This is a genomic window from Pseudoalteromonas sp. 2CM32C (genome assembly GCF_023161925.1).
GTDB lineage: Bacteria > Pseudomonadota > Gammaproteobacteria > Enterobacterales > Alteromonadaceae > Pseudoalteromonas > Pseudoalteromonas marina.
This window is the reverse complement of record NZ_JALNTI010000010.1, coordinates 70,620-90,558: the sequence shown is the minus strand read 5'-3', so window position 1 is coordinate 90,558 and position 19,939 is coordinate 70,620. Positions and strand designations below refer to the sequence as shown.

Sequence of the window (19,939 nt, the reverse complement as noted above, 5' to 3'; positions counted from 1 at the left end):
ACTTTAGTGGAGTTTGATTTAATTTACCATTAAAAAAGCCCGCTAAGCGGGCTTGAGAACACACATTCTTTTACAGTGTCAAATTAACAGCTGTAGTACATTTCGAACTCAACTGGGTGAGTTGTCATGTTAAGTTTTTCAACTTCTTGACCTTTAAGTGCAATGTAAGCATCGATTAGGTCGTCAGTGAAAACACCACCTTGAGTTAAGAACTCGCGGTCAGCACTTAATGCATCTAGTGCTTCACCAAGTGAAGATGCAACTTGTGGAATTTCTGCTGCTTCTTCTGCTGGTAAGTCGTATAAATCTTTATCCATTGCATCGCCAGGGTGGATCTTGTTTTTGATACCGTCAAGGCCAGCCATAAGCATTGCTGAGAAAGCAAGGTATGGGTTAGCTGTTGGATCTGGGAAGCGTACTTCGATACGACGACCTTTCGCAGATGGTACCACTGGAATACGGATTGAAGCAGAACGGTTACGTGCAGAGTATGCAAGCATTACAGGTGCTTCAAAGCCAGGTACTAAACGTTTGTACGAGTTAGTTGATGCGTTAGCAAATGCGTTAATAGCTTTAGCATGCTTGATAATACCGCCAATGTAATAAAGCGCTTCTTCAGAAAGACCGCCGTATTTATCGCCAGCAAACAAGTTAACACCGTCTTTAGCTAAAGACTGGTGACAGTGCATACCAGAACCGTTATCACCAACAATTGGCTTAGGCATGAATGTAGCTGTTTTTCCGTATAAATGAGCCATGTTATGAATAACATATTTCATTTCTTGGATTTCATCTGCTTTTAAAACCATACTGTTAAAACGCGTAGCAATTTCGTTTTGGCCTGCTGTTGCTACTTCGTGGTGATGTGCTTCTACTACTTGACCTAGTTCTTCAAGTACTAAACAGGTAGCTGAACGCCAATCTTGTGAAGAATCAACAGGTGAACAAGGGAAGTAACCGCCTTTAACACCTGGACGGTGACCAGTGTTACCGCCTTCATAATCTTTATCTGAGTTCCATGCTGCTTCTACAGCGTCAACTTTGTACATTGAACCAGACATGTCTGATTTGTATTTAACATCGTCAAAAAGGAAGAACTCTGGCTCTGGGCCAAATAATACAGTATCAGCAATACCTGTAGAGCGCATGTAATCTTCAGCACGTTTAGCAACTGAACGCGGGTCGCGCTCGTAACCTTGAAGTGTAGAAGGCTCTACAACGTCACAACGTACGATTAATGTTGTTTCTTCAGTGAAAGGGTCAAGTTTTACTGATTCAGCAACAGGCATTAAAACCATGTCTGATTCGTTTATGCCTTTCCAACCAGCAATTGAAGAACCGTCGAACATTTTACCGTCTTCGAAAAAATCTTCATCAACTTGGTGATGAGGAATAGATACATGTTGCTCTTTACCCTTTGTATCAGTAAAGCGTAAATCAATGAACTTAACGTCATTTTCTTTAATAAAATCTAAAACCGATTGTGACATGTGTCCTCCAACTATTGGGTTTTATTATTGCTGCATAATTGCTTTGTGATTTATTAAGCTGATTTTGTGCCATTTTTATAACTCTATGTTTATAGGTTAAAAAAACTTAGTTGCTACAATGTGGGGCATAAAATAGCACCACTATGGTGCATTTAAATTCCACTTTGGTGCAGGCTATGTGCACTACAATTTGTTGTTAATTTAATCCCTCGAAATCAGCATAACCTAAATGTAAAAGAGTGCCAAAAATATCGTATAAATACTGAAAACTGCATTTTTGAAAAAATAATGGCAATTTATTTCATATAATTGTCATATATAAAACAGATACTTAGTAAAAGTATTGAGAAAGTTTTGAAAATTGTATTGGATAAACTTTCATCCATGTCATTAATGAGGGATAATATGCGCCCTTTTAAATCCTATGCTTGGACATCTCGTGAAAACGCAGATGAGTGCGTAGATCTTGCAGGATCATTGAGAATTTAATTTCTCTGAGTAAATATATGAGCATCGAACAGTTAAGAAATATAGCGATTATCGCGCACGTTGACCACGGTAAAACAACTCTGGTTGACAAACTACTTGAGCAATCAGGTACATTAGAAACACGCGGCGGTAACGAAGAGCGCGTGATGGACTCAAACGACATTGAGAAAGAACGTGGTATTACCATTTTAGCTAAAAACACAGCTATCTCTTGGAATGACTACCACATCAATATCGTAGATACCCCGGGACACGCCGATTTCGGTGGTGAAGTTGAACGCGTACTTTCGATGGCTGACTCAGTATTATTACTTGTTGATGCTCAAGAAGGTCCAATGCCACAAACGCGTTTCGTAACGCAAAAGGCATTCGCGCAAGGCTTAAAGCCAATCGTCGTTATCAATAAAATTGATAAGCCAGGTGCACGCCCAGATTGGGTTATGGATCAAATCTTTGATTTATTCGATAACCTTGGTGCAACTGATGAACAGTTAGACTTTAAAGTAATCTACGCATCAGCTATCAACGGCTGGGCAACATTAGATTTAGACGAGCCATCAGACAACATGGAACCTATGTTCAAGATGATCGTTGACGAAGTATCACCACCGGATGCAGATCCTGAAGGTGATTTCCAAATGCAAATCTCTCAGCTTGATTACAACTCGTATAAAGGTGTAATTGGTATTGGTCGTATCAAACGTGGTTCTGTTGCGACTAACCAACAAGTTACAGTTATTGGCGCTGACGGCACGACTCGTAACGGTAAAATTGGTTCAGTACAAAGCTACTTAGGCCTTGAGCGTATCGACACTGATAAAGCTTATGCTGGTAACATCGTTACTGTAACAGGTTTAGGCGAGCTTAAGATTTCAGATACGCTTTGTTGTCCTAACAATGTTGAAGCATTACCACCACTAAGTGTTGATGAGCCTACAGTTACAATGACGTTCTCTGTAAATAACTCTCCGTTCTGTGGTAAAGAAGGTAAGTTTGTAACATCACGTAATATTCGTGAGCGTTTAGACAAAGAATTAGTACACAACGTAGCACTTCGTGTTGCAGATACTGATAACCCAGATAGCTTCCGCGTATCAGGTCGTGGCGAATTACACCTAGGTATCTTAATCGAGAACATGCGTCGTGAAGGTTATGAGCTTGCTGTATCTCGTCCAGAAGTAATCTTACGTACTGTTGATGGCGTGTTAGAAGAACCGTATGAAACACTAACTATTGACTGTGAAGAAGAGCACCAAGGTTCTATCATGGAGCAAATTGGTCTTCGTAAGGGTGAACTTACTGACATGGCACCAGATGGTAAAGGCCGTATGCGTATGGACTTTATGATCCCAAGCCGTGGCTTAATCGGTTTCCAAACTGAGTTCATGACATTAACGTCTGGTTCTGGCTTACTTTACCATACGTTCGATCACTACGGTCCGCACAAAGGTGGCGAGCTAGGTGTTCGTAAGAACGGCGTAATGATTGCAAACGCAACAGGTAAAGCACTTACTAACGCATTATTTAACTTACAAGAGCGCGGCCGTTTATTCATCGGTCACGGTGTTGAAGTTTATGAAGGTATGGTTATCGGTATTCATAGCCGTGATAACGACCTTACAGTTAACGCACTTAAAGGTAAGCAACTTACTAACGTTCGTGCATCTGGTACAGATGAAGCACAAACATTGACACCACATCTGAACTATTCACTTGAGCAAGCGCTTGAGTTTATTGCTGATGATGAGTTAGTAGAAGTTACACCTGAGAACATTCGTATTCGTAAGCGTCATTTAACTGAAAATGAGCGTAAACGTGCGGGTCGTGCTCCTAAGTAATAATCTATTAATTTAGAAAAATGATTTCAAAAGCCGCTGTATTGAAAAATACAGCGGCTTTTTTGTTTTTAAAGCAAGAGAAGCTTTCAGTTTTTAGTTATCAATATTGAGCTCTAAAAGCGCAGCGCCTCTCATCCTCTTTGTGAAAAATATGCTTAAAAAATATTTGCACAAAGAGAAGAGAATGAGAAGTAAAAGAGCAAGCGCTAAAATAACTGACAGTTCAAAGCCTCTATTTTGTTGGTTGGTTTTTTGTTGTGTTTCGCTGCGCTTAAGCCAATCTACTCGATAACTTACATCACTTTTTTGGTAGTAAGGTGATTTTGCCAAATACATCTGCGTCTATAAATCCTCGGTTTCTGTCACCGTTAACTGGCTGTACTTCGTGTGATCCCATAAAATGCTCGCGTGTTTCACTGCCATCGTTATCGCAATAGGCGAGCATAAAACCAATAATTTGTTTTTCTGTTAATTTAAGCGGTGTATTTTTTGCGTCTTGCTGATAATCATTCGGGTAGAGTTTTATCGCAACTTCCCAAGTAATGTTATAGGGCGCAGTGGTATTGCGTTTCCAGTTGCTAACTAAGTGGTTGGTATACAAGTGCGCTTTTTTATCAGGGCCGTAATCGGCAGCTTGGTTATCAAGGCCAATATGGTACGCTAAAGCGGTGTGGTTAAATTGGTGAATCCCGCCCGATGCATCGCTATCTATAAATATTTCAAGGGCATCGTCATCCCAATATTTATAGGTAGGGTCTGGGTGTGTATCTATTAAAACATCATCTACAATATCGGCTTGTAGGTATAAGAATTTCTCATCCCACAACAAGCGATAGCGGCCTTTAAAATCGGCATCGTTTGAAGGCAATGTACCATCCATTAAATGTGGCATATCGTGCCAAGCAGCCTTATCCCATGCGCTTTCAGATACGCCGTCAATATTAATAGGGGTTGACGTATATTTAACGTCAGCAGCCATTATTTGGCTGCTGATCACTAAGCTCGTGGCTAACAGTACTTTTTTCATTAATTGTTCCATTAATTAAAGTTGGCTTAGCTTGGCTTAAGTTAACAATAAAAACAATAATACATGTGAATTTTAACTAATAGCACCTGTAATGCTGCCTTTTAACGCTAGCATTAATAAGTGGGCGCTTTCGCCAGACATTTTAAATGGATTAAAATCAACAGAGCCTGAAAATTTCAGATTCAGTGATTGGGTTACTCTAGATTGTGGAACATAACCCATAGACCACTTTTCAAATTCTCTTTCTGGAATTTGGGTATAGTTAAGCATAATTACATTGTGGTGACGTTTGTCGTTTAATATTTGTTGATAGGTATTATTTACTGCGGTTCTGGAGCCTTCAAGGCACTGTAAAAAGTATTCGTTACTAAAGCAAAGCATGCCGGTAACATGTGTTTTTACATTATAGGTACGAGCACTTTGTAAAATACTTTCTATATCTTTTGGGCCAAAGCCGTCTGAAATTTTGCTTGCGTAAATTAGTCGTACTAGAAACATAATAACCCCACATTGCTTAGTTAATTAAAGATAGTTCAGCTAGAGGGTTATTACGAATTATGTTGATGTATTTCAGCTGGTGGGCAATTTAAAATTTAATACTTTCACCTTCATTTAAAATATAAAGCGGCACGGGTGATTTCATTGTTTCATGCATGTGTAATAAACGTAGTAAAGCCGAATGACTACTTCGGTCGCCCATTTTCCATGATGAGTTACCGTACCCCCACGGTATCATGACTTTACAGTTAAGCTCGTGTGCGGCCTTAAGAGCATCTTCTGGGGTTGTATGGACATAACGATACCACTTGGGATTATCTTCGCTGTAGTAAGAGGCTATCGGCATTAAGCACACATCAATATCGCCATACTTTTGCTGAATATCGCTAAAGTGTTTGGAGTAGCCGGTGTCGCCTGCAAAAAATAAGGTGCTGCCATTTTGTTCAAGTAGCCAGCCATTCCATAAGTCTTTATCGTTGTCTTCGTAAATAAAGGGTACTAATACACGGCTGCTAAAGTGATGCGCTGGTAGTGCATGAATGGTTAAATCATCAATTTTAGTTTTTGCATACCACGCCATTTCGCTAATATTAAGTCCTGCGTTTGGAAAGTTATCTGCCATGCCTAATGGTGCTAAGTAGCGAGGTTGATTACCTATTTCTTCTATGTCTGATTTATTAAAATGATCGTAATGAATATGCGAATACATAATGGCATCTAGGTTTTTAAGTTCGCTTTGAGTAAGCCAATCACCAGGTTGTCTATAAAACCCAGAGGCAAGCTTAAATGCTAAATCAACGGGTGAGTCAAACTGCTCTTTTACGGGGTCGAACACTACATGCTGTCCATTTGGTGTTTGGATCATAAAGCCAGCATGTCCTAACCAGCGTATATTAAAGCCAAGGTTTAACCGTGGCTTTAATTGCTCAGCATTAAATGTGCAATTTTCAGCAGTGGTTTCGCATATTACATTCGGGTGTTGTGGGTAGCAGTCAGCCTCACAGGTAACCGGATAGGTTTTATCGCCCGCATAAAGGTTGTGATAACGCCCTTCACGCTCACCTGATTTATGAATTGGCGTTATGCTGTCTTGCCCAGCAATTACATTTACAGTGTTTGCGCTGCAGGCGGCTAAAAAGCTTGAGGTAATAAGTAAGCACAGAGTATGTAATTTCATTTCGACTGTTGTTATTGTTTTAAAGAAGTTTAAGCTTATCAAAAGCTATTTATTAAACAATGTGTTAATCGTAACAAAAAATAATCACAAAAAAGCCCGTTAAAATTAACAGGCTTTTAGAGCTGTTATAAAAATAGCATTATTAGGCTTTGTTCATTTGCTCAATAAACTTATTTGAATCGGCGATTGACTTGTTCATGTCGTTCATCAGTATCTGAATGTCGCGTTTAAGGTTAGTAAATTCACCTTTTATAGCAGCAACTGCCTGTGCATTTAAATTATGCTTTAAGTACAAAACGTTATCTTTTAGTGATGATAGTACTGGTTCCATTTTACTTTCAGCACTGCGCATAGAACGAAGAAGCTGATCAAATTGGCGCTTAGTGGCATTAAGTTTTTTACTGCTTTCTCGTTTTAACGAAGCGCTTTTGTACTGTTCTAATTCATCGCTCCACTCGTCAAACAAGGCTTCAGCAACATCTTCTACTTTATTGATATTGGTAGTAACGTCGTCTGCGGCTTTAAGGCTTGATTCGTAATCGTCATTTAGTTGATTGTAAGCATCTTGGAGCTCACCGCCATCAAAATTAATTAGTGTAGTTAAACGCTCAAGCGCTGACTGAAACTCTTCTTGAGATTCTTCTTGTGACTCTTTGGTTTCTTCTACGCGGTCAATAAGAATGTCACGTTTGTGAACACCTACTTTTTCCATTGCAGAATAGTAAGCTGATTGACACCCAGATAATGCTAACGTTAGGGCAAGTATTGATGCGCTTAACAGTGTTTGTTTTTTCATTTGATTCCCTATTTACGTGTAAGTGCTGTAAATTCCGGTGCTGATTGTTATGATAATCAAAACTCGATAAGCACAAGTCAATTGTATGAATGATAAGCTCTCCCATTACAAACAGCAAGTTAAGTCCTTTATGCGCCAGCAACCCGGTTGGTGGATGCAATATATTAATCGTTGTATAGACGATCAAATTACAGTCAATGCTGGTTACCTTGCTTATGTAACGTTACTTTCATTAATACCGCTTATCGCTGTAGGGGTTGCAATATTTTCAGCGTTTCCGGGGTTTGAATCGACTCGTATGGAAATAGAAAGCTTTTTGTTTACTAACTTTGTACCGACCTCTACGGATGTGATCAGAGAGCATATTAGCTCCTTTGCCGGTAACGCCAATCAAATGACTGCAGTGGGTATAGGTTTTTTAGCCGCTGTTGCCTTACTTTTAATACGTAATGTAGATGCAACACTTAATCGTATTTGGCGTATTAAGAAAAAGCGCCCAATGATGATTTCATTTGCAGTGTATTGGATGGTATTGAGTTTAGGCCCCGTATTACTGGGGGCAAGTATTGGTGTAACTTCATACATTGTGTCGTTAGTATCGTTTGCTGATCAAGGTATTCCAGGGTTTAGTGGATTTTTATTAAAATTACTTCCCTATGGAATTTCGATGATGGGCTTCATCATGCTTTATACCTTAGTGCCAAATACACGCGTATCGTTTAGAGCCGCTGTGCCAGGGGCATTGTTTGCTGCACTTTTATTTGAGCTAACAAAAAAAGGATTTGCACTTTATATTAGCCACTTTCCTTCATATGAGGTTATTTACGGTGCGGTAGCAACAATTCCTATTTTATTTGTGTGGGTGTATTTAGCGTGGGTAGTTGTACTTTTGGGCGCCGAATTTACGGCGTGTATTAGCCCAAATGATATTGAGGATACCCCAGAAATAGAACTGGAAGAAGAACCTAAATCAAAGGATATAAGTTAAATGCAAGGGCTAATACAGCGCGTAAAACACGCAAAGGTAGAAGTTAACAACCAGGTAATTGGGCAAATAGAGCAAGGTATTTTACTTTTGTTAGGTGTTGAAAAGGCAGACGATAAAGGGGCAGCTGATAAGCTTTTACATAAAGTCAGTAATTACCGAATTTTTACCGACGAAAACGATAAAATGAATCTAAGTTTAAAGGACATGGGTGGTGAATTATTAGTTGTTTCGCAATTTACGTTAGCCGCAAATACTAAAAAAGGGATGCGTCCGAGCTTTTCATCGGCAGCGACCCCAAGCCAAGCTAATGCGCTTTACGAGTACTTTGTTGCTCAAGCTAAAGCGCAAGGTATTAGAGTCGCCACCGGTGAATTTGGTGCTGATATGCAAGTGAGTTTATGTAACGATGGACCGGTTACGTTTAACTTATCTGTTTAGGGTGTTGTTTACTAATGACCACTATATGGTTAACGTAACCTGAAATTTTATGAGGGTATACTGTATAACCAAATACATCGAATAATAGCTTTTGGAGCTGTTTTAGCTGTGAGTTATGTTGCGATAAAAAGTTAATAAATAGTTTGCCGGTAGTGTTAAGTGCAGCGTGAATTTTTTCATAAAATGCGTGCTCAAATAAAAATCGTGGCGCATCTATCTGGCAGAATAAATCTAATATAACCCAATCTATATTACGCGCTGAAGTAAGTACCACCTGTGCATCATCGCATAGTAAATTTTCGTTACTGCTTGATGCAAAAAACTGCGAATAACATGCCAATATGCCTGCATTTTTTTCAACTGACGTTATATTTACTTGAGGGTGTTGCTTAAGTAAATAGTTACGAATAGCCCCACCGCCCAATCCAAGTTCAAGCACGCTATTAGGTGGTGGCAGTGTTTGCCATTGCGCTGCTAAATATTGCAAATGAGGAAACAACAGAGTTCGTGGATTATTGACGTCGATAATGGACTGCAATGTATTGTTTATTAATAGCCAGCGTAAATTATCATGCTCGCGAACTTGAATGTGATCGCCATTTACGTTTTGCCAATAAAGTAGCGTTCCTTCATTTTGGCTGTTTTCAATAAAATGACTGTTAATTAGGCCTGTTGAGGCATCAATGTATGTGGTCATGTTATTTAGCATAAACCAGCTTTAGTAAAGCGCAATGGGATCTGTCATTAATTTTTTACGTATTTTAAAGCTTCACCAAAGTCGTATTTGCAGTTTTGTTAAGATGGAGTATGGTATTTGCCATCAACAGGTTGAGGCCTTTTTAAATTTTTACATGCGGCTTTTACAGTAACAGGAGTAAGTATGTTTCAGGTAAGTACCCCACAAAGTAGCGAAGATTGGCAAGCTTATTATCAATTACGCTGGCAGGTTTTACGCGCTCCTTGGGGGGAACCAAGAGGTTCTGAACAAGATGACTTAGAACAAGACGCTGAACACCGCTTTATAAAAAATAAAGAGGGTGACGTATTAGGTGTGGCTCGATTACATTTTAATAACCACGAGCAAGCTCAGGTTCGTTATATGGCTGTGGCTGAAGGTAACCGAAATCAGCATATTGGTAGTCGCCTGTTACACGATTTAGAAAAAATAGCGTGGACACAAAATGCCGATGAACTGGTGTTATTTGCACGTGAGCGGGCGCTTGAGTTTTATAAGCGTCATGGGTACGAATTAAAAGAAAAAGCGCACTTGGCGTATGGTGATGTACAGCACTATAAAATGGTTAAGCAAAAACCGAGTGAGCCGGGTTGGTTCCGCCATCCAAATTGGACTCAAGTACTGCAAAATATCTGGCGAGAATCAATTCCTATTAGTGATGCAATGGGCATTAAAGTAGAAAGTTACACCGATTGGCAATTTACAACCAGCGCTGATTTAGACGCTAATTTAAATTTACATAACACCATGTTTGCTGGTTCTATTTATAGTTTAGCCACATTAACTGGCTGGGGCGCAACGTATTTGGCGCTCAAAGAAGCGGGACTTGAAGGTAGCATAGTTTTAGCCGATGCGAGTATTAAGTACTTGAAACCACTCAATACAGATCCGCGCGGTTGTGTAGATTTACAAGCGTGTAAAGGCAAATTAAGCGATTTAGAAGCCGATGGTAAAACAAGTTATGTGGTACCGGTAATCATTTATGATGGTGACAACGTAGTTGCTGAGTTTGAAGGTGTGTTTGCCGTAAAAAAAATAACGAGTAATTTTTAATTAAAAAAGCCAAGCACTTGATAATTAATGCTTGGCTTTTTTATAAGCTGATTTTACAACAAATCAGTTAATAATATACCCACACCAATACGCTCAACGTCAGCGTTATAATCTATTAGGCTTTCACCGTAGCCGTTAAAGTATTGCGCGTAGCCACGAACGCGGCCCCACAAAGGAAATGACCAATCAAGCTGAAGTGCACCACGATTGTCTGAATTTAAGTTATTACGAGTCATAAAGCTAAATTCATGATCGTGATATCGATATGCACCGCTAAATTCAAAGTACCCCATGTATTTGTAAATATCAGGGTTATCATCCCCTTTTGCATCTAGCAGGTTTTCTTTTTCGTCTTCAGCTATGCGATACCAAGGTTTAAAGCTAAAAACAAAGCCTCGGTTTTCCCATATGAAGTCGGCGTAAATACGGTTCCACGAGCGCGAATTTGGTTGGCTTCGACCATTTGACTGGTGTGAAATACCTAACACAATAGCCATTTCATCGCCCCAAAGTACGTTTTCTGGATCCAGGTAATTTATCCAAAAAATTTCAGGCTCATAGTTGGTTTCACGAAATGGCGATGAAATCTCTGAGTTATAAATTTGCCAATACGATTGCAGCGTAAAACCAAAATACAAGGCTTGGTCTTCGTCAGAAAATTCGTCAAACAAGGGAACCTTGATTGAAAGTTGATATTTTGCTTCTAAGTTATCGAGCGTATCACCGTCTTGTTCATCGGTGAGCTCATCAAAACGGTCGAAAGGACGATCGTTAGGATGCGATACGTATGATAATGGCAATATGTAATTACGTTTGTGGGGTGTGATTACATTACGATTTTTTTTACCAACCTCTTCACGTGCTTGGCGTTTATCGAGTGCGGTCAGTTGTTTGTTTTCTTCCAGTGCAGAACATTTTTTACGAAGCTCATCGAGTGTTTGCTTGCCATCGCCCCCAATCACTTCATTCAAAATACATTGCTTAACGAGTTCTATACTGCTGTCTTGCTCGTTTTTTTGTACTTCTTCTTGCGCAAATGCTGCGGTACTTAGTAAAGCTGAAAGGGTGATCCAGTGGCGCCAGCTCATTGTAATTCCTTGTGAGTATTGGGTAGGTTGTGATTTATTTTATTATAACGCTTTTTACATTAGGTACAGTGAACTTTTACTGAACTGTTTACATTACGTTAAAGGCGGTACTAACAGATCAAAAGAAAAGCGGCCAAAGCCGCTTTATCTAATGTACATTAACTTAGGAGTTTAATGTACTCTCACGCAATGAGAAGGGTGAGCTATAGCTCAAATACGTTTGTAAAAAATTTATACAACTCAGTGCCTTGATTAACGCTTGCTGAGGCAAAGTGCAAAATAGCGATAGCATCGCAATCAAGAGACAGCGTTTGTAATGGTTGTTCACTTAGGTAGCGTTCCATACGTAAAATATGTGCGATGGGCTCGCCTGCTTTAATATGACCACCAAGTGGTGCTATATATTCAACCATGCCGCCAATAGGGGCGTAATAGGCAAAGTAGTCATCTAGGTTACACGCATAGCGAGTTATATTAGCTGGTTTATGCGGTGCATCTACTAATACGTTCTTATGATTTAGGTAGCATAATATGCTCTTTGCATCGTTGAATGCTTCTTTTAAATCTATTTTTTCTTGGCTTCCTAGCTCAACTGTAAAGGCTTCTACCTGCACGTTGAATGATCGCCCTTGCGCGCTAAGTGCATCACTTAAGTGCCACCATGGGCAAAAGCTAGCTTCATCCATAGCGCCATCAAAGTCGCTTGGGATCAGCAGTATATGTTCAATATTAAAATAACGAGCACTGTCGGTTGCATAGGTTGGGCAATATAAATGCTTACTTGAAATAGGGCCTGTGTGTAAATCGAGTACTATGTCGGCTTGGTGCGCAAGCTTTTGCAGGTTAAGCGCAATGCGTTTACCGGTATTGAGTAAATAAGCTGGGCCGTTAAGTTTGGCATCTATTTCATCAAGCAGGGCTTTTTTAAAATTACTTTTTAAAGCTGCATCGTCGTACTGGCTATGCTCGTGTGCAAACTGGGTAACTAAATCACTATTGTAGTGATACATACGGTTCCAGTTAGTGCCCGTAATAGGGTCGAATCGGCCAAGGGTAAACTCCCCTGATTTTTGATTGCAACCAATAGGGTTAGCATATGGTACTAAGGTAATGTCGCCTTTTAAATTGAGCTGTTTTAACTGCTCTAGCAGCTGAAAAATAACCGCGTTACCTTGTACCTCGGCGCCATGCATATTGGCTTGAATATACACGCTTGGCCCGCTGCCATCGCCTTTTAAGCGATACACCGGAATAGTTAGGGGTAAGCCGTTTGCTACTTCCCCTACTACAATGTTTTCTTGGCTAATGGGTGTTGTTATGCTCATGTTTATTACCTTAAGTAGTGACTGGCATCTTCTGCTTGGCGCACACACGTGAGCTCGCCATTTTGTAACACATATTCTGCGGCTAGTTCATGGCATAAAAAGTAGGGCATGCTTTCGGTAAAACCATAGGCGCCACATTGGCTAAACACCAGCCAGTCTTGCTCTTTTAAATCGCTTGGTAGGGGGTGCTCGCCTAAGCAATCAAGGGCAGTACATAATGGGCCATATAGGCTCATCGCTTGTTCTGGCGCCGTTGATTCGCGCAATAACGCCGCAGGAAAATCTTGGCTTGTAACAGCAGGACGCAATAAGTGGTTAATACCACCGGTTAAAATAACTTGCTGTTGGCCGTAGTTTTGTTTGCACTCTATTACGGGGTTAGCATAATGACCGCATTCGCCTACAGCGTAACGACCAAGCTCCATCCAAAGCTCGTCTACACCCGCCTCTTTTTTAATTTTAGCAAGCGCGGCTATAAGGCCATCCCATTCAAGTATTGTCTCGTTTTGTGTATAAGGAATGCCTAAACCGCCGCCTAAATCGAGAATTTTAAGGTTTATATTTAAGTTATTAGCCAAGATGGTCAGCGGTGCAATCATTTGCGACCACAGCTCGCTTAGCTTTTGCGTGCTAAGCATGTTGCCCCACTGAAAAATATGCAGGCCATCAAAATTAAGTGCTGGGTAATCGCCAGTATTGAGCGCTTGCCATTCATCGCAGCCAAGCCCAAACGGAGTTAGGCTGTCGCCGCCTAGTGGGTTTTTTTCACCTTCAGGCCAGCGTAGTTGCACACGCAATAAAACTTGCAGCTGCGTATTTTGCAGCTGCGCTTGTTGGTTTAACCAACGCACTTGATTGAGGCTTTCGGCAACAAAAATACGTACGCCGCGCTCAATAAAGTGTTTAATTTGTTTAGGGCTCTTTGCAGGCCCTGTGTTGAGCACGCGCTGCGAACTAATACCTTGTGCAAGGACTTGTTCAAGTTCACCTTTACTTGCTACGTCAAAGTTAAAGCTTGCACTATCTAAGCTTTGAATAATCTTAGAAAGCGGGTTCGCTTTTACTGCATACCAAAGTTTTACATCGGTTTGCGCAACTAAGTGCGCAAGGTGTGCGTTTAGTTTATCTAGGTCGTAAACAAAAAAAGGTGTATCAAGTTGCTGTGTAAGCGTATTAACAGCGGTTTTGATTGGCGTGCTCAAAAAGCTCATTATCGTAAAACCTCTTCTAGTAATAATGATGCATCGCTTTGTTCGTCGCGGTATTTAACAATTAACGCACACGACATGCTTAAGCCTTGCTCTCGTGCCCATTCGTTAGATGCCGGGCGAGAGCCAGGTATTACAATTGCGTATTCTGGAATTGGCTCGCCTTTATCTAGCTGGCGCTCGTTTACGCAGTCGTACACCGGAATGGTTGCAGATAAGCGCACGCCTGGTGCAAGTACAGCGCCTTTTTTAACGACTACGCCTTCAACAATGACACAACCTGCGCCAATAAACGCATCGTCCTCAACCACAACTGGGCTTGCACCAATTGGCTCAAGTACACCGCCAAGTTGAACGGCTGCGCTCAAATGTACGTTTTTACCTACTTGTGCACACGAGCCCACTAACGCGTGGCTATCAACCATAGTGCCTTCGTCGATGTATGCGCCAATATTTACGTACGCTGGTGGCATAATAATAGTGCCTTTAGCTACGTAGGCACCACGACGAACGCTTGAACCACCTGGTACCATACGCACGCCGTCGTCAGTGCTAAACTCTTGCGGTGCAAGGTTGTGCTTGTCAACAAACCCGCCTGCAAACTCGGTGTTAGTGCCATTTTTAAAGGCTTCTAAAATGCCTTGTTTTACTTCTACGTTAGCTTCCCATTGACCGCTTTCGTTTTGTGATGCTGCGCGTACTGCGCCCGATTCTAAATTATTAAGTAGTTCTAACCAGCTCATTATAAAAACCTGTATTTAATGCCAAGATAAAATGGTGTCGTTTGCAGTGGTAATGCAATCGGTTTGCGTTAACTCAAGATGCGTTAAAGGCGGGCGCAGCAACGGGCTACTTAAGCGGCCTTGTTGGTGCATTAGCACTTTAACGGGAATAGGGTTTGCTACAGCAAATAGGCTATCAATAGCGCGAGTCCACTGAGCAAATAAATTGGGGTGTTGGCCACTTAAGCTGCGTTTTACAAATTCGTGTGTTTGCAAAGGCCACGCGTTTGCCGCAACCGATACTAAGCCTTTTGCACCTGCTTGGGCAAAGTAGGGCATAAGTGCATCGTCGCCACTGTATAGCGCTAAATTAGGCGCGGCTTGTCGGTATGCTTCAAATTGGGTGATGTTGCCACTGGCTTCTTTCAAAGCCCACAGTTTTGGGTGCGCTTTTAAGTTTTCAATGGTTTCGATAGGAATGCTTACACCGCTGCGCCCAGGTACGTTGTATAACATACACGGATGCGCGCTTTCGTTTAATAAGCTTTCGTACCAATGTGTTTGACCTACAGCCCCTGGTTTTGCATAAAGAGGCGAGCCTAATAAGTAGCTGTGAATAGGTAATTGGTTACAGTAGCTAACCCATTCTTTTTGTTGGGCCAAGTTACTACCACCAACAGCAACCATAAGCGGTACACTGGGTTTTAATTGGCACACATGCTCAACAATGCCTTGCTGCTCATTAAGCGTAAGGGCTAAGCCTTCACCTGTGCTACCGAGCAGTAAAATACCGTTGTGTGCTGCTTCTTGTTCGCTAACAAGTGTTGTGAGCGTGTCGTAGTCAACATTACCTTGTTGATCAAACGGCGTAACAAGCGCTGTCCACAGTGCGTAGTCGTCTAAATTGAAATTATTGATCATCTCTTACGAACCTATAAGGTGTTCGAGATATTAAAGGGGCTGTATGATGTGAGCCGCATTAACGTCGTTCGAACAGTATTCGAAGAGCGAATGGGCTTAAAATAATAGGGCGCACGGCCTTATTATTTAAGACCAGAAGCTCTCCACCAAACTAATAAGCTGTTTTAAAACAGCTATTGGTGACAGTCGCTAGGATTCAACCTAGTCGCCCGAAGTAATTGCTTCGCAAAAGCGTTTACCTCTCGGCGGTATTCCCCTGACGTATGCTCACTGGAGTTTGCGCTCCTAACATACGCTACCTGAATAACGCACCTCTTCTAGCCCTTTGTATTTTGTTTAACCGCAAAAGGTTTAACAAAATACAATTTAAATAGGGTAATTGCGGCGATTAAAACATTTTAGCCGTCTAGGTGTCAAGTTGCAGGATAAAGATTAGTTCATCGAAAATGTGGGTGGTTACGTATTGGCTGCTTTTCTCGTAAACTAACCCTATGAGCAGCGAGGTATTTAATAAGTATGGAAAAATTTAGCGATATTTATAAGCGAGCAGTAGAGCGAAAAGGCTCTGAAAAAATGCTTAAGTTATTACTCGCAAAACCCTTATCTAAAAAAGCATTAAGCACGTTAAGTGACGACGATTGGCTTGAAGAATTTACCCGAAAAGTTTTTCAAAGTGGTTTTTACTGGTCGGTAATAAACAGCAAATGGCCGGGCTTTAGAGAGGTTTTTTGGGAATTCAGCGTTGATAAGCTATTAATGATGCCGCCCGATATGCTCGAGCAAAAAGCGAGTGATGAGCGTATTATTCGTAATTATAAAAAAGTGAAAACAATTCCTGAAAATGCCTACATGATCCACGAAATAGCACAGGAATATGGCAGTTTTAGCAAGTTTATTGCCCAGTGGCCAACAGATAATATTATTGGTTTATGGGCGCATTTAAAAAAACACGGTGCCCGATTAGGCGGTAATACAGGCCCTTATGCCTTAAGAGCACTTGGCAAAGACACTTTTTTACTTTCGCGAGATGTAGAGAGTTACCTAAGGGCACATAAAATTATTGATGGTGGGCTGCAAACTAAAAAATCACTCACTGCTGCGCAGGCATTTTTTAACGAAATGCAAAAGCAAAGTGGTTTAAGTATGCAAGAGCTAAGTTTAATTGTGGCCTATGGTGTGGGTGACAATCGCGTAGGTATACGTCAACAGTCAGGAAATTAACCATGAAACTAGTGCCGAGATACACAGACATAGCAGATAATTTCGCAATAGAAGATCAACCATCAAGCGTTGCAGCTCCGCAACTGCTTTTGTGGAACGAAGCGTTAGCAAAGCAGTTTAATATAGGTGTTGAGCCGCAGCTGCGCCCTAGTACCTTTGCAGGCAATGAATCACAGCAAATAAAGTCGGTAGCGCTTGGTTATTCTGGGCACCAGTTTGGTCACTTTTCGCCGCGTTTGGGTGATGGGCGAGCGCATTTGCTTGGTGCTATAAATGACGATAAAAACCAGCTGTGGGACATTCAGTTAAAGGGCTCAGGCGTTACCCCGTATTCTAGAGGTGGCGATGGGCGATGTGCATTAGGCCCTGCTATTCGTGAATACGTAATGAGTGAAGCTATGCACGCATTAGGTATTCCCACTACTCGTTGTTTGGCTGTGGTTGGTACCGGCGAAGCGGTTTACCGTAATCCGCCTCAACCAGGGGCTGTTGTTACTCGCCTAGCAAGCAGCCATATTCGTGTTGGCTCGTTTCAATACTTAGCAACCCAAGGCGATGCTGAGGGATTAAAAAAATTAGCTGATTTAGCAATTAAACGCCATTACCCTGAAATAACGAGTAAAGGCCCTGAGCGGTATATCGCTTTTTTGACAGCAGTCATTAGCAATCAAGTGAACTTGATTATTAATTGGATGCGCGTTGGGTTTGTTCATGGCGTTATGAACACCGATAACACGCTCGTAAGTGGCGAAACTATAGATTATGGCCCGTGTGCAATGATGGATAGCTTTGATTTTGACACCGTATTTAGCTCTATAGACAAGCAAGGCCGCTACTCTTTTGGTAATCAGCCAAATATGGCGAGTTGGAATTGTGCTCGCTTAGCTGAAAGCCTTATCCCATTAATTAGCGATGATGAAGAAAAAGCAGTGTCATTACTTACTCCAGTTATACATCATTTTTCAGAGCAATTTAATACTCAATTTACAGTAATGTGGAGCAAAAAATTAGGCCTGGCTGGTGCAAAAGAGGGCGACAAAGATCTTGTTTCTGAGCTACTAACATTATTGCAAGCACATCATCTTGATTACACCAATACTTTTGATGCACTGACGGAGTTTGTGAATGGCAATGCAACTATTCCAAAAGAATTAATTGAGTGGGCGAATAAGTGGCAAAGCCGAACAAGTAACGATAGCTACAAAACCATGCGAGCAGCCAATCCACGTATAATTCCGCGAAATCATATAATTGAAACAATATTAGCTGAATATAATGAGCTTGGTTCAAGTAAACTGATGAGCCGTTTTGTAAAAGTAGCTAATAAACCGTACCTGTTCAGCGATGATATGGCCGAATTTCAAGAGGTACCGTCAAATGATACCGACTATAAAACTTTTTGTGGTACTTAAGTGTTGTAAAATAAGATAAGTTAATGATTATAAATAACGATATTTTAGCACAGAGATGTTCATTGATTGAGCAAAGCAAATTCCGGTGTTACTATCTAAACATAAAGATAAGTTAGTTTCATTGTGAGCAAGAACAATTGATTGAGTTGTCTTTGTGTCTTCTGCAGATTATCGATTTATATGATCAACTAGTTGGTTTCTAGCTAGGTAAAGTTTTAAATTTCACCTAAACTGATTTGTTGGATATCGTTATATCGCATTGAAAAAAATTATAAACTTTATTTTTCGTTAAGTATTGATTAACAAAAGTTGAGTTAGTCTGTATAAAACTTAGTGAGCTAGTACTTAATTAGCCACAATTTATTAGTTGTTAAAATGGGAAGAAAACAATGAAATTAAAATCACTAACTATTGCAATTGCGTTAGCTGCAACTAGCGTATCTACTTTTGCTGCTGACAAGCAAGAAGGTTTCTACATTGGCGCATTTGGCGACTACTACGATGCGTCTTGGGAAAATATGAGCGCACAGGCTGGTCTTGACGTAAACGAGTCGACTGGCTTTGGTCTTGAAGCGGGTTACCGCTTCAGCGATTTTTGGAGTGCTCGTTTAGAGTATGCAGATCTTGATTTCAATGCATTCGACAAAGCCGCTGGTAACCGTAACAACATCGACGGTAGCCGTTTTGGTATTGATGCGCTTTACCATTTAGATGGCGGTCCTTTCTACGGTTTAGTTGGTATTAAATCAATGGACGTTGTTGATGACAACACGTTCTTAAATGCAGGTGTTGGTTACAGACACTTCATTACTGACAACTTATTCGCTAACGTTGAAACTGCTGTATACCAAGGTATTGATAAAGGTTACACAGATGTTGGCGCTAAATTAGGTATTAACTATTTCTTTGGACAAAACACTATGCCTGCTGAGCCGGTACAGCCTGCGCCAGAGGTTGTTGAAGTTATGGTTGAGCCAGCAGACAGCGACAATGACAACATTTTAGATGCTGATGACAAGTGTCCTAATACACCAATGACAGATGCTGTTGATGGTACTGGTTGTACTCTATATGAAGATAAAGAAGTAACTGTAAGCTTATTAGTTACGTTCCCTAACGACAAAGCTGCTGTATCACAGCGTTACTTAGACGACATCGATCAAGTTGCATCTTTCTTAAAAGATTATCCAGATACAACCGTGCTTTTAGAAGGTCACACTTCATCAGTAGGTAAAGCGACTTACAACAAAATGCTATCTAAAAAGCGTGCTGATTCGGTAGCTAAGCAACTGATAGCTGACGGTATTGCATCTGACCGCATTACTACGGTAGGTTTAGGTGAAGAGCGCCTTAAAAATGAAGCTAACACAGCCGCTGCACACGCAGAAAACCGTCGTGTTGAAGCGCACATCAAAACAATCAAAACAGTAAAAGTTTTACGTTAATAGATTATTTTGATTATAAAACCCAGCTTATGCTGGGTTTTTTTATGGCCGCCATTTATGCTGCCTA

General features: G+C 40.9%; 18 protein-coding genes and 1 riboswitch. Of the genes, 7 read left to right on the top strand and 11 right to left on the bottom strand.

Features of this window, described 5'->3' with window-relative positions:
• Positions 1–83: 83 nt before the first annotated feature.
• Complete coding sequence (gene glnA / locus MTF67_RS15800) at positions 84–1,490, bottom strand: glutamate--ammonia ligase (protein WP_006791335.1); 1,407 nt, start codon at positions 1,488–1,490, stop codon at positions 84–86.
• A gap of 506 nt (positions 1,491–1,996) precedes the next feature.
• Between glnA and typA the strand changes: the two genes are divergently transcribed.
• Positions 1,997–3,817 (top strand): translational GTPase TypA, encoded by a 1,821-nt coding sequence (typA, locus tag MTF67_RS15795; protein WP_006791334.1) that lies wholly within the window; start codon positions 1,997–1,999, stop codon positions 3,815–3,817.
• Between the two features lie 298 nt (positions 3,818–4,115).
• Here typA and MTF67_RS15790 read toward each other — a convergent pair whose 3' ends face one another.
• The 4 genes from MTF67_RS15790 to MTF67_RS15775 form a co-directional block, all read right to left on the bottom strand.
• On the bottom strand, positions 4,116–4,844 hold the full coding sequence (locus tag MTF67_RS15790) for a CBM9 family sugar-binding protein (protein WP_248520059.1): 729 nt from the start codon (positions 4,842–4,844) through the stop codon (positions 4,116–4,118).
• Positions 4,845–4,916: 72 nt separating this feature from the next.
• Positions 4,917–5,342 (bottom strand): BLUF domain-containing protein, encoded by a 426-nt coding sequence (locus MTF67_RS15785; protein WP_039038301.1) that lies wholly within the window; start codon positions 5,340–5,342, stop codon positions 4,917–4,919.
• A gap of 88 nt (positions 5,343–5,430) precedes the next feature.
• Positions 5,431–6,519: an MBL fold metallo-hydrolase gene (locus MTF67_RS15780; protein ID WP_248520058.1), complete on the bottom strand. Its 1,089-nt coding sequence runs from the start codon at positions 6,517–6,519 to the stop codon at positions 5,431–5,433.
• 142 nt (positions 6,520–6,661) lie between these two features.
• Positions 6,662–7,315, bottom strand: coding sequence for a DUF2959 domain-containing protein (locus MTF67_RS15775; RefSeq protein ID WP_006791329.1), 654 nt, complete (start codon positions 7,313–7,315; stop codon positions 6,662–6,664).
• A gap of 85 nt (positions 7,316–7,400) precedes the next feature.
• Here MTF67_RS15775 and MTF67_RS15770 point away from each other — a divergent pair, with 85 nt between their 5' ends.
• Both MTF67_RS15770 and dtd read left to right on the top strand, forming a co-directional pair.
• The gene (locus tag MTF67_RS15770) at positions 7,401–8,303 is read left to right on the top strand and encodes a virulence factor BrkB family protein (protein WP_008127015.1); all 903 of its coding nucleotides are present in this window, start codon (positions 7,401–7,403) and stop codon (positions 8,301–8,303) included.
• Positions 8,304–8,741, top strand: coding sequence for a D-aminoacyl-tRNA deacylase (gene dtd / locus MTF67_RS15765; protein WP_248520057.1), 438 nt, complete (start codon positions 8,304–8,306; stop codon positions 8,739–8,741).
• On the opposite strand, the gene MTF67_RS15760 is transcribed toward dtd, so the two are convergent.
• Positions 8,725–9,450, bottom strand: coding sequence for an SAM-dependent methyltransferase (locus MTF67_RS15760; RefSeq protein ID WP_248520056.1), 726 nt, complete (start codon positions 9,448–9,450; stop codon positions 8,725–8,727). The genes dtd and MTF67_RS15760 overlap by 17 nt on opposite strands.
• 171 nt (positions 9,451–9,621) lie before the next feature.
• Between MTF67_RS15760 and MTF67_RS15755 the strand changes: the two genes are divergently transcribed.
• The gene (locus tag MTF67_RS15755) at positions 9,622–10,530 is read left to right on the top strand and encodes a bifunctional GNAT family N-acetyltransferase/hotdog fold thioesterase (protein WP_248520055.1); all 909 of its coding nucleotides are present in this window, start codon (positions 9,622–9,624) and stop codon (positions 10,528–10,530) included.
• A 53-nt stretch (positions 10,531–10,583) separates the two neighbouring features.
• On the opposite strand, the gene MTF67_RS15750 is transcribed toward MTF67_RS15755, so the two are convergent.
• The 5 genes from MTF67_RS15750 to dapA all read right to left on the bottom strand — a co-directional run bounded on the left by MTF67_RS15750 (position 10,584) and on the right by dapA (position 15,794).
• Positions 10,584–11,618: a phospholipase A gene (locus tag MTF67_RS15750; protein ID WP_248520054.1), complete on the bottom strand. Its 1,035-nt coding sequence runs from the start codon at positions 11,616–11,618 to the stop codon at positions 10,584–10,586.
• A gap of 203 nt (positions 11,619–11,821) precedes the next feature.
• Positions 11,822–12,943 (bottom strand): succinylglutamate desuccinylase/aspartoacylase family protein, encoded by a 1,122-nt coding sequence (locus MTF67_RS15745; RefSeq protein WP_248520053.1) that lies wholly within the window; start codon positions 12,941–12,943, stop codon positions 11,822–11,824.
• Positions 12,944–12,948: 5 nt separating this feature from the next.
• The gene (locus MTF67_RS15740; RefSeq protein WP_248520052.1) at positions 12,949–14,154 is read right to left on the bottom strand and encodes a PLP-dependent decarboxylase; all 1,206 of its coding nucleotides are present in this window, start codon (positions 14,152–14,154) and stop codon (positions 12,949–12,951) included.
• Positions 14,154–14,894 carry a 2,3,4,5-tetrahydropyridine-2,6-dicarboxylate N-succinyltransferase gene (locus MTF67_RS15735; protein WP_006791320.1) on the bottom strand — a complete coding sequence of 247 codons (741 nt, stop codon included), beginning with the start codon at positions 14,892–14,894 and terminating at the stop codon, positions 14,154–14,156. The genes MTF67_RS15740 and MTF67_RS15735 overlap by 1 nt, the downstream gene beginning before the upstream one ends.
• Positions 14,895–14,909: 15 nt before the next feature.
• On the bottom strand, positions 14,910–15,794 hold the full coding sequence (gene dapA, locus MTF67_RS15730; protein ID WP_203985383.1) for a 4-hydroxy-tetrahydrodipicolinate synthase: 885 nt from the start codon (positions 15,792–15,794) through the stop codon (positions 14,910–14,912).
• A 128-nt stretch (positions 15,795–15,922) separates the two neighbouring features.
• Positions 15,923–16,119: riboswitch (Lysine riboswitch) on the bottom strand.
• A gap of 191 nt (positions 16,120–16,310) precedes the next feature.
• Here dapA and MTF67_RS15725 point away from each other — a divergent pair.
• From MTF67_RS15725 to MTF67_RS15715, 3 genes are all read left to right on the top strand, one after another.
• Complete coding sequence (locus MTF67_RS15725; protein WP_006791318.1) at positions 16,311–17,015, top strand: DNA-3-methyladenine glycosylase I; 705 nt, start codon at positions 16,311–16,313, stop codon at positions 17,013–17,015.
• Between the two features lie 2 nt (positions 17,016–17,017).
• Positions 17,018–18,427: a protein adenylyltransferase SelO family protein gene (locus MTF67_RS15720; RefSeq protein WP_248520051.1), complete on the top strand. Its 1,410-nt coding sequence runs from the start codon at positions 17,018–17,020 to the stop codon at positions 18,425–18,427.
• Between the two features lie 389 nt (positions 18,428–18,816).
• The gene (locus MTF67_RS15715; protein ID WP_248520050.1) at positions 18,817–19,872 is read left to right on the top strand and encodes an OmpA family protein; all 1,056 of its coding nucleotides are present in this window, start codon (positions 18,817–18,819) and stop codon (positions 19,870–19,872) included.
• Positions 19,873–19,939: the final 67 nt, after the last annotated feature.

Coding starts and splice junctions, on each gene's coding strand:
- MTF67_RS15760 (WP_248520056.1), bottom strand. CDS start 9,450: ATGCTAAATAACATGACCACATACATTGATGCCTCAACAGGCCTAATT.
- MTF67_RS15740 (WP_248520052.1), bottom strand. CDS start 14,154: ATGAGCTTTTTGAGCACGCCAATCAAAACCGCTGTTAATACGCTTACA.
- MTF67_RS15790 (WP_248520059.1), bottom strand. CDS start 4,844: ATGAAAAAAGTACTGTTAGCCACGAGCTTAGTGATCAGCAGCCAAATA.
- MTF67_RS15745 (WP_248520053.1), bottom strand. CDS start 12,943: ATGAGCATAACAACACCCATTAGCCAAGAAAACATTGTAGTAGGGGAA.
- typA (WP_006791334.1), top strand. CDS start 1,997: ATGAGCATCGAACAGTTAAGAAATATAGCGATTATCGCGCACGTTGAC.
- MTF67_RS15780 (WP_248520058.1), bottom strand. CDS start 6,519: ATGAAATTACATACTCTGTGCTTACTTATTACCTCAAGCTTTTTAGCC.
- MTF67_RS15715 (WP_248520050.1), top strand. CDS start 18,817: ATGAAATTAAAATCACTAACTATTGCAATTGCGTTAGCTGCAACTAGC.
- MTF67_RS15775 (WP_006791329.1), bottom strand. CDS start 7,315: ATGAAAAAACAAACACTGTTAAGCGCATCAATACTTGCCCTAACGTTA.
- MTF67_RS15785 (WP_039038301.1), bottom strand. CDS start 5,342: ATGTTTCTAGTACGACTAATTTACGCAAGCAAAATTTCAGACGGCTTT.
- MTF67_RS15750 (WP_248520054.1), bottom strand. CDS start 11,618: ATGAGCTGGCGCCACTGGATCACCCTTTCAGCTTTACTAAGTACCGCA.
- MTF67_RS15720 (WP_248520051.1), top strand. CDS start 17,018: ATGAAACTAGTGCCGAGATACACAGACATAGCAGATAATTTCGCAATA.
- MTF67_RS15725 (WP_006791318.1), top strand. CDS start 16,311: ATGGAAAAATTTAGCGATATTTATAAGCGAGCAGTAGAGCGAAAAGGC.
- MTF67_RS15735 (WP_006791320.1), bottom strand. CDS start 14,894: ATGAGCTGGTTAGAACTACTTAATAATTTAGAATCGGGCGCAGTACGC.
- MTF67_RS15770 (WP_008127015.1), top strand. CDS start 7,401: ATGAATGATAAGCTCTCCCATTACAAACAGCAAGTTAAGTCCTTTATG.
- MTF67_RS15755 (WP_248520055.1), top strand. CDS start 9,622: ATGTTTCAGGTAAGTACCCCACAAAGTAGCGAAGATTGGCAAGCTTAT.
- dtd (WP_248520057.1), top strand. CDS start 8,304: ATGCAAGGGCTAATACAGCGCGTAAAACACGCAAAGGTAGAAGTTAAC.
- dapA (WP_203985383.1), bottom strand. CDS start 15,794: ATGATCAATAATTTCAATTTAGACGACTACGCACTGTGGACAGCGCTT.
- glnA (WP_006791335.1), bottom strand. CDS start 1,490: ATGTCACAATCGGTTTTAGATTTTATTAAAGAAAATGACGTTAAGTTC.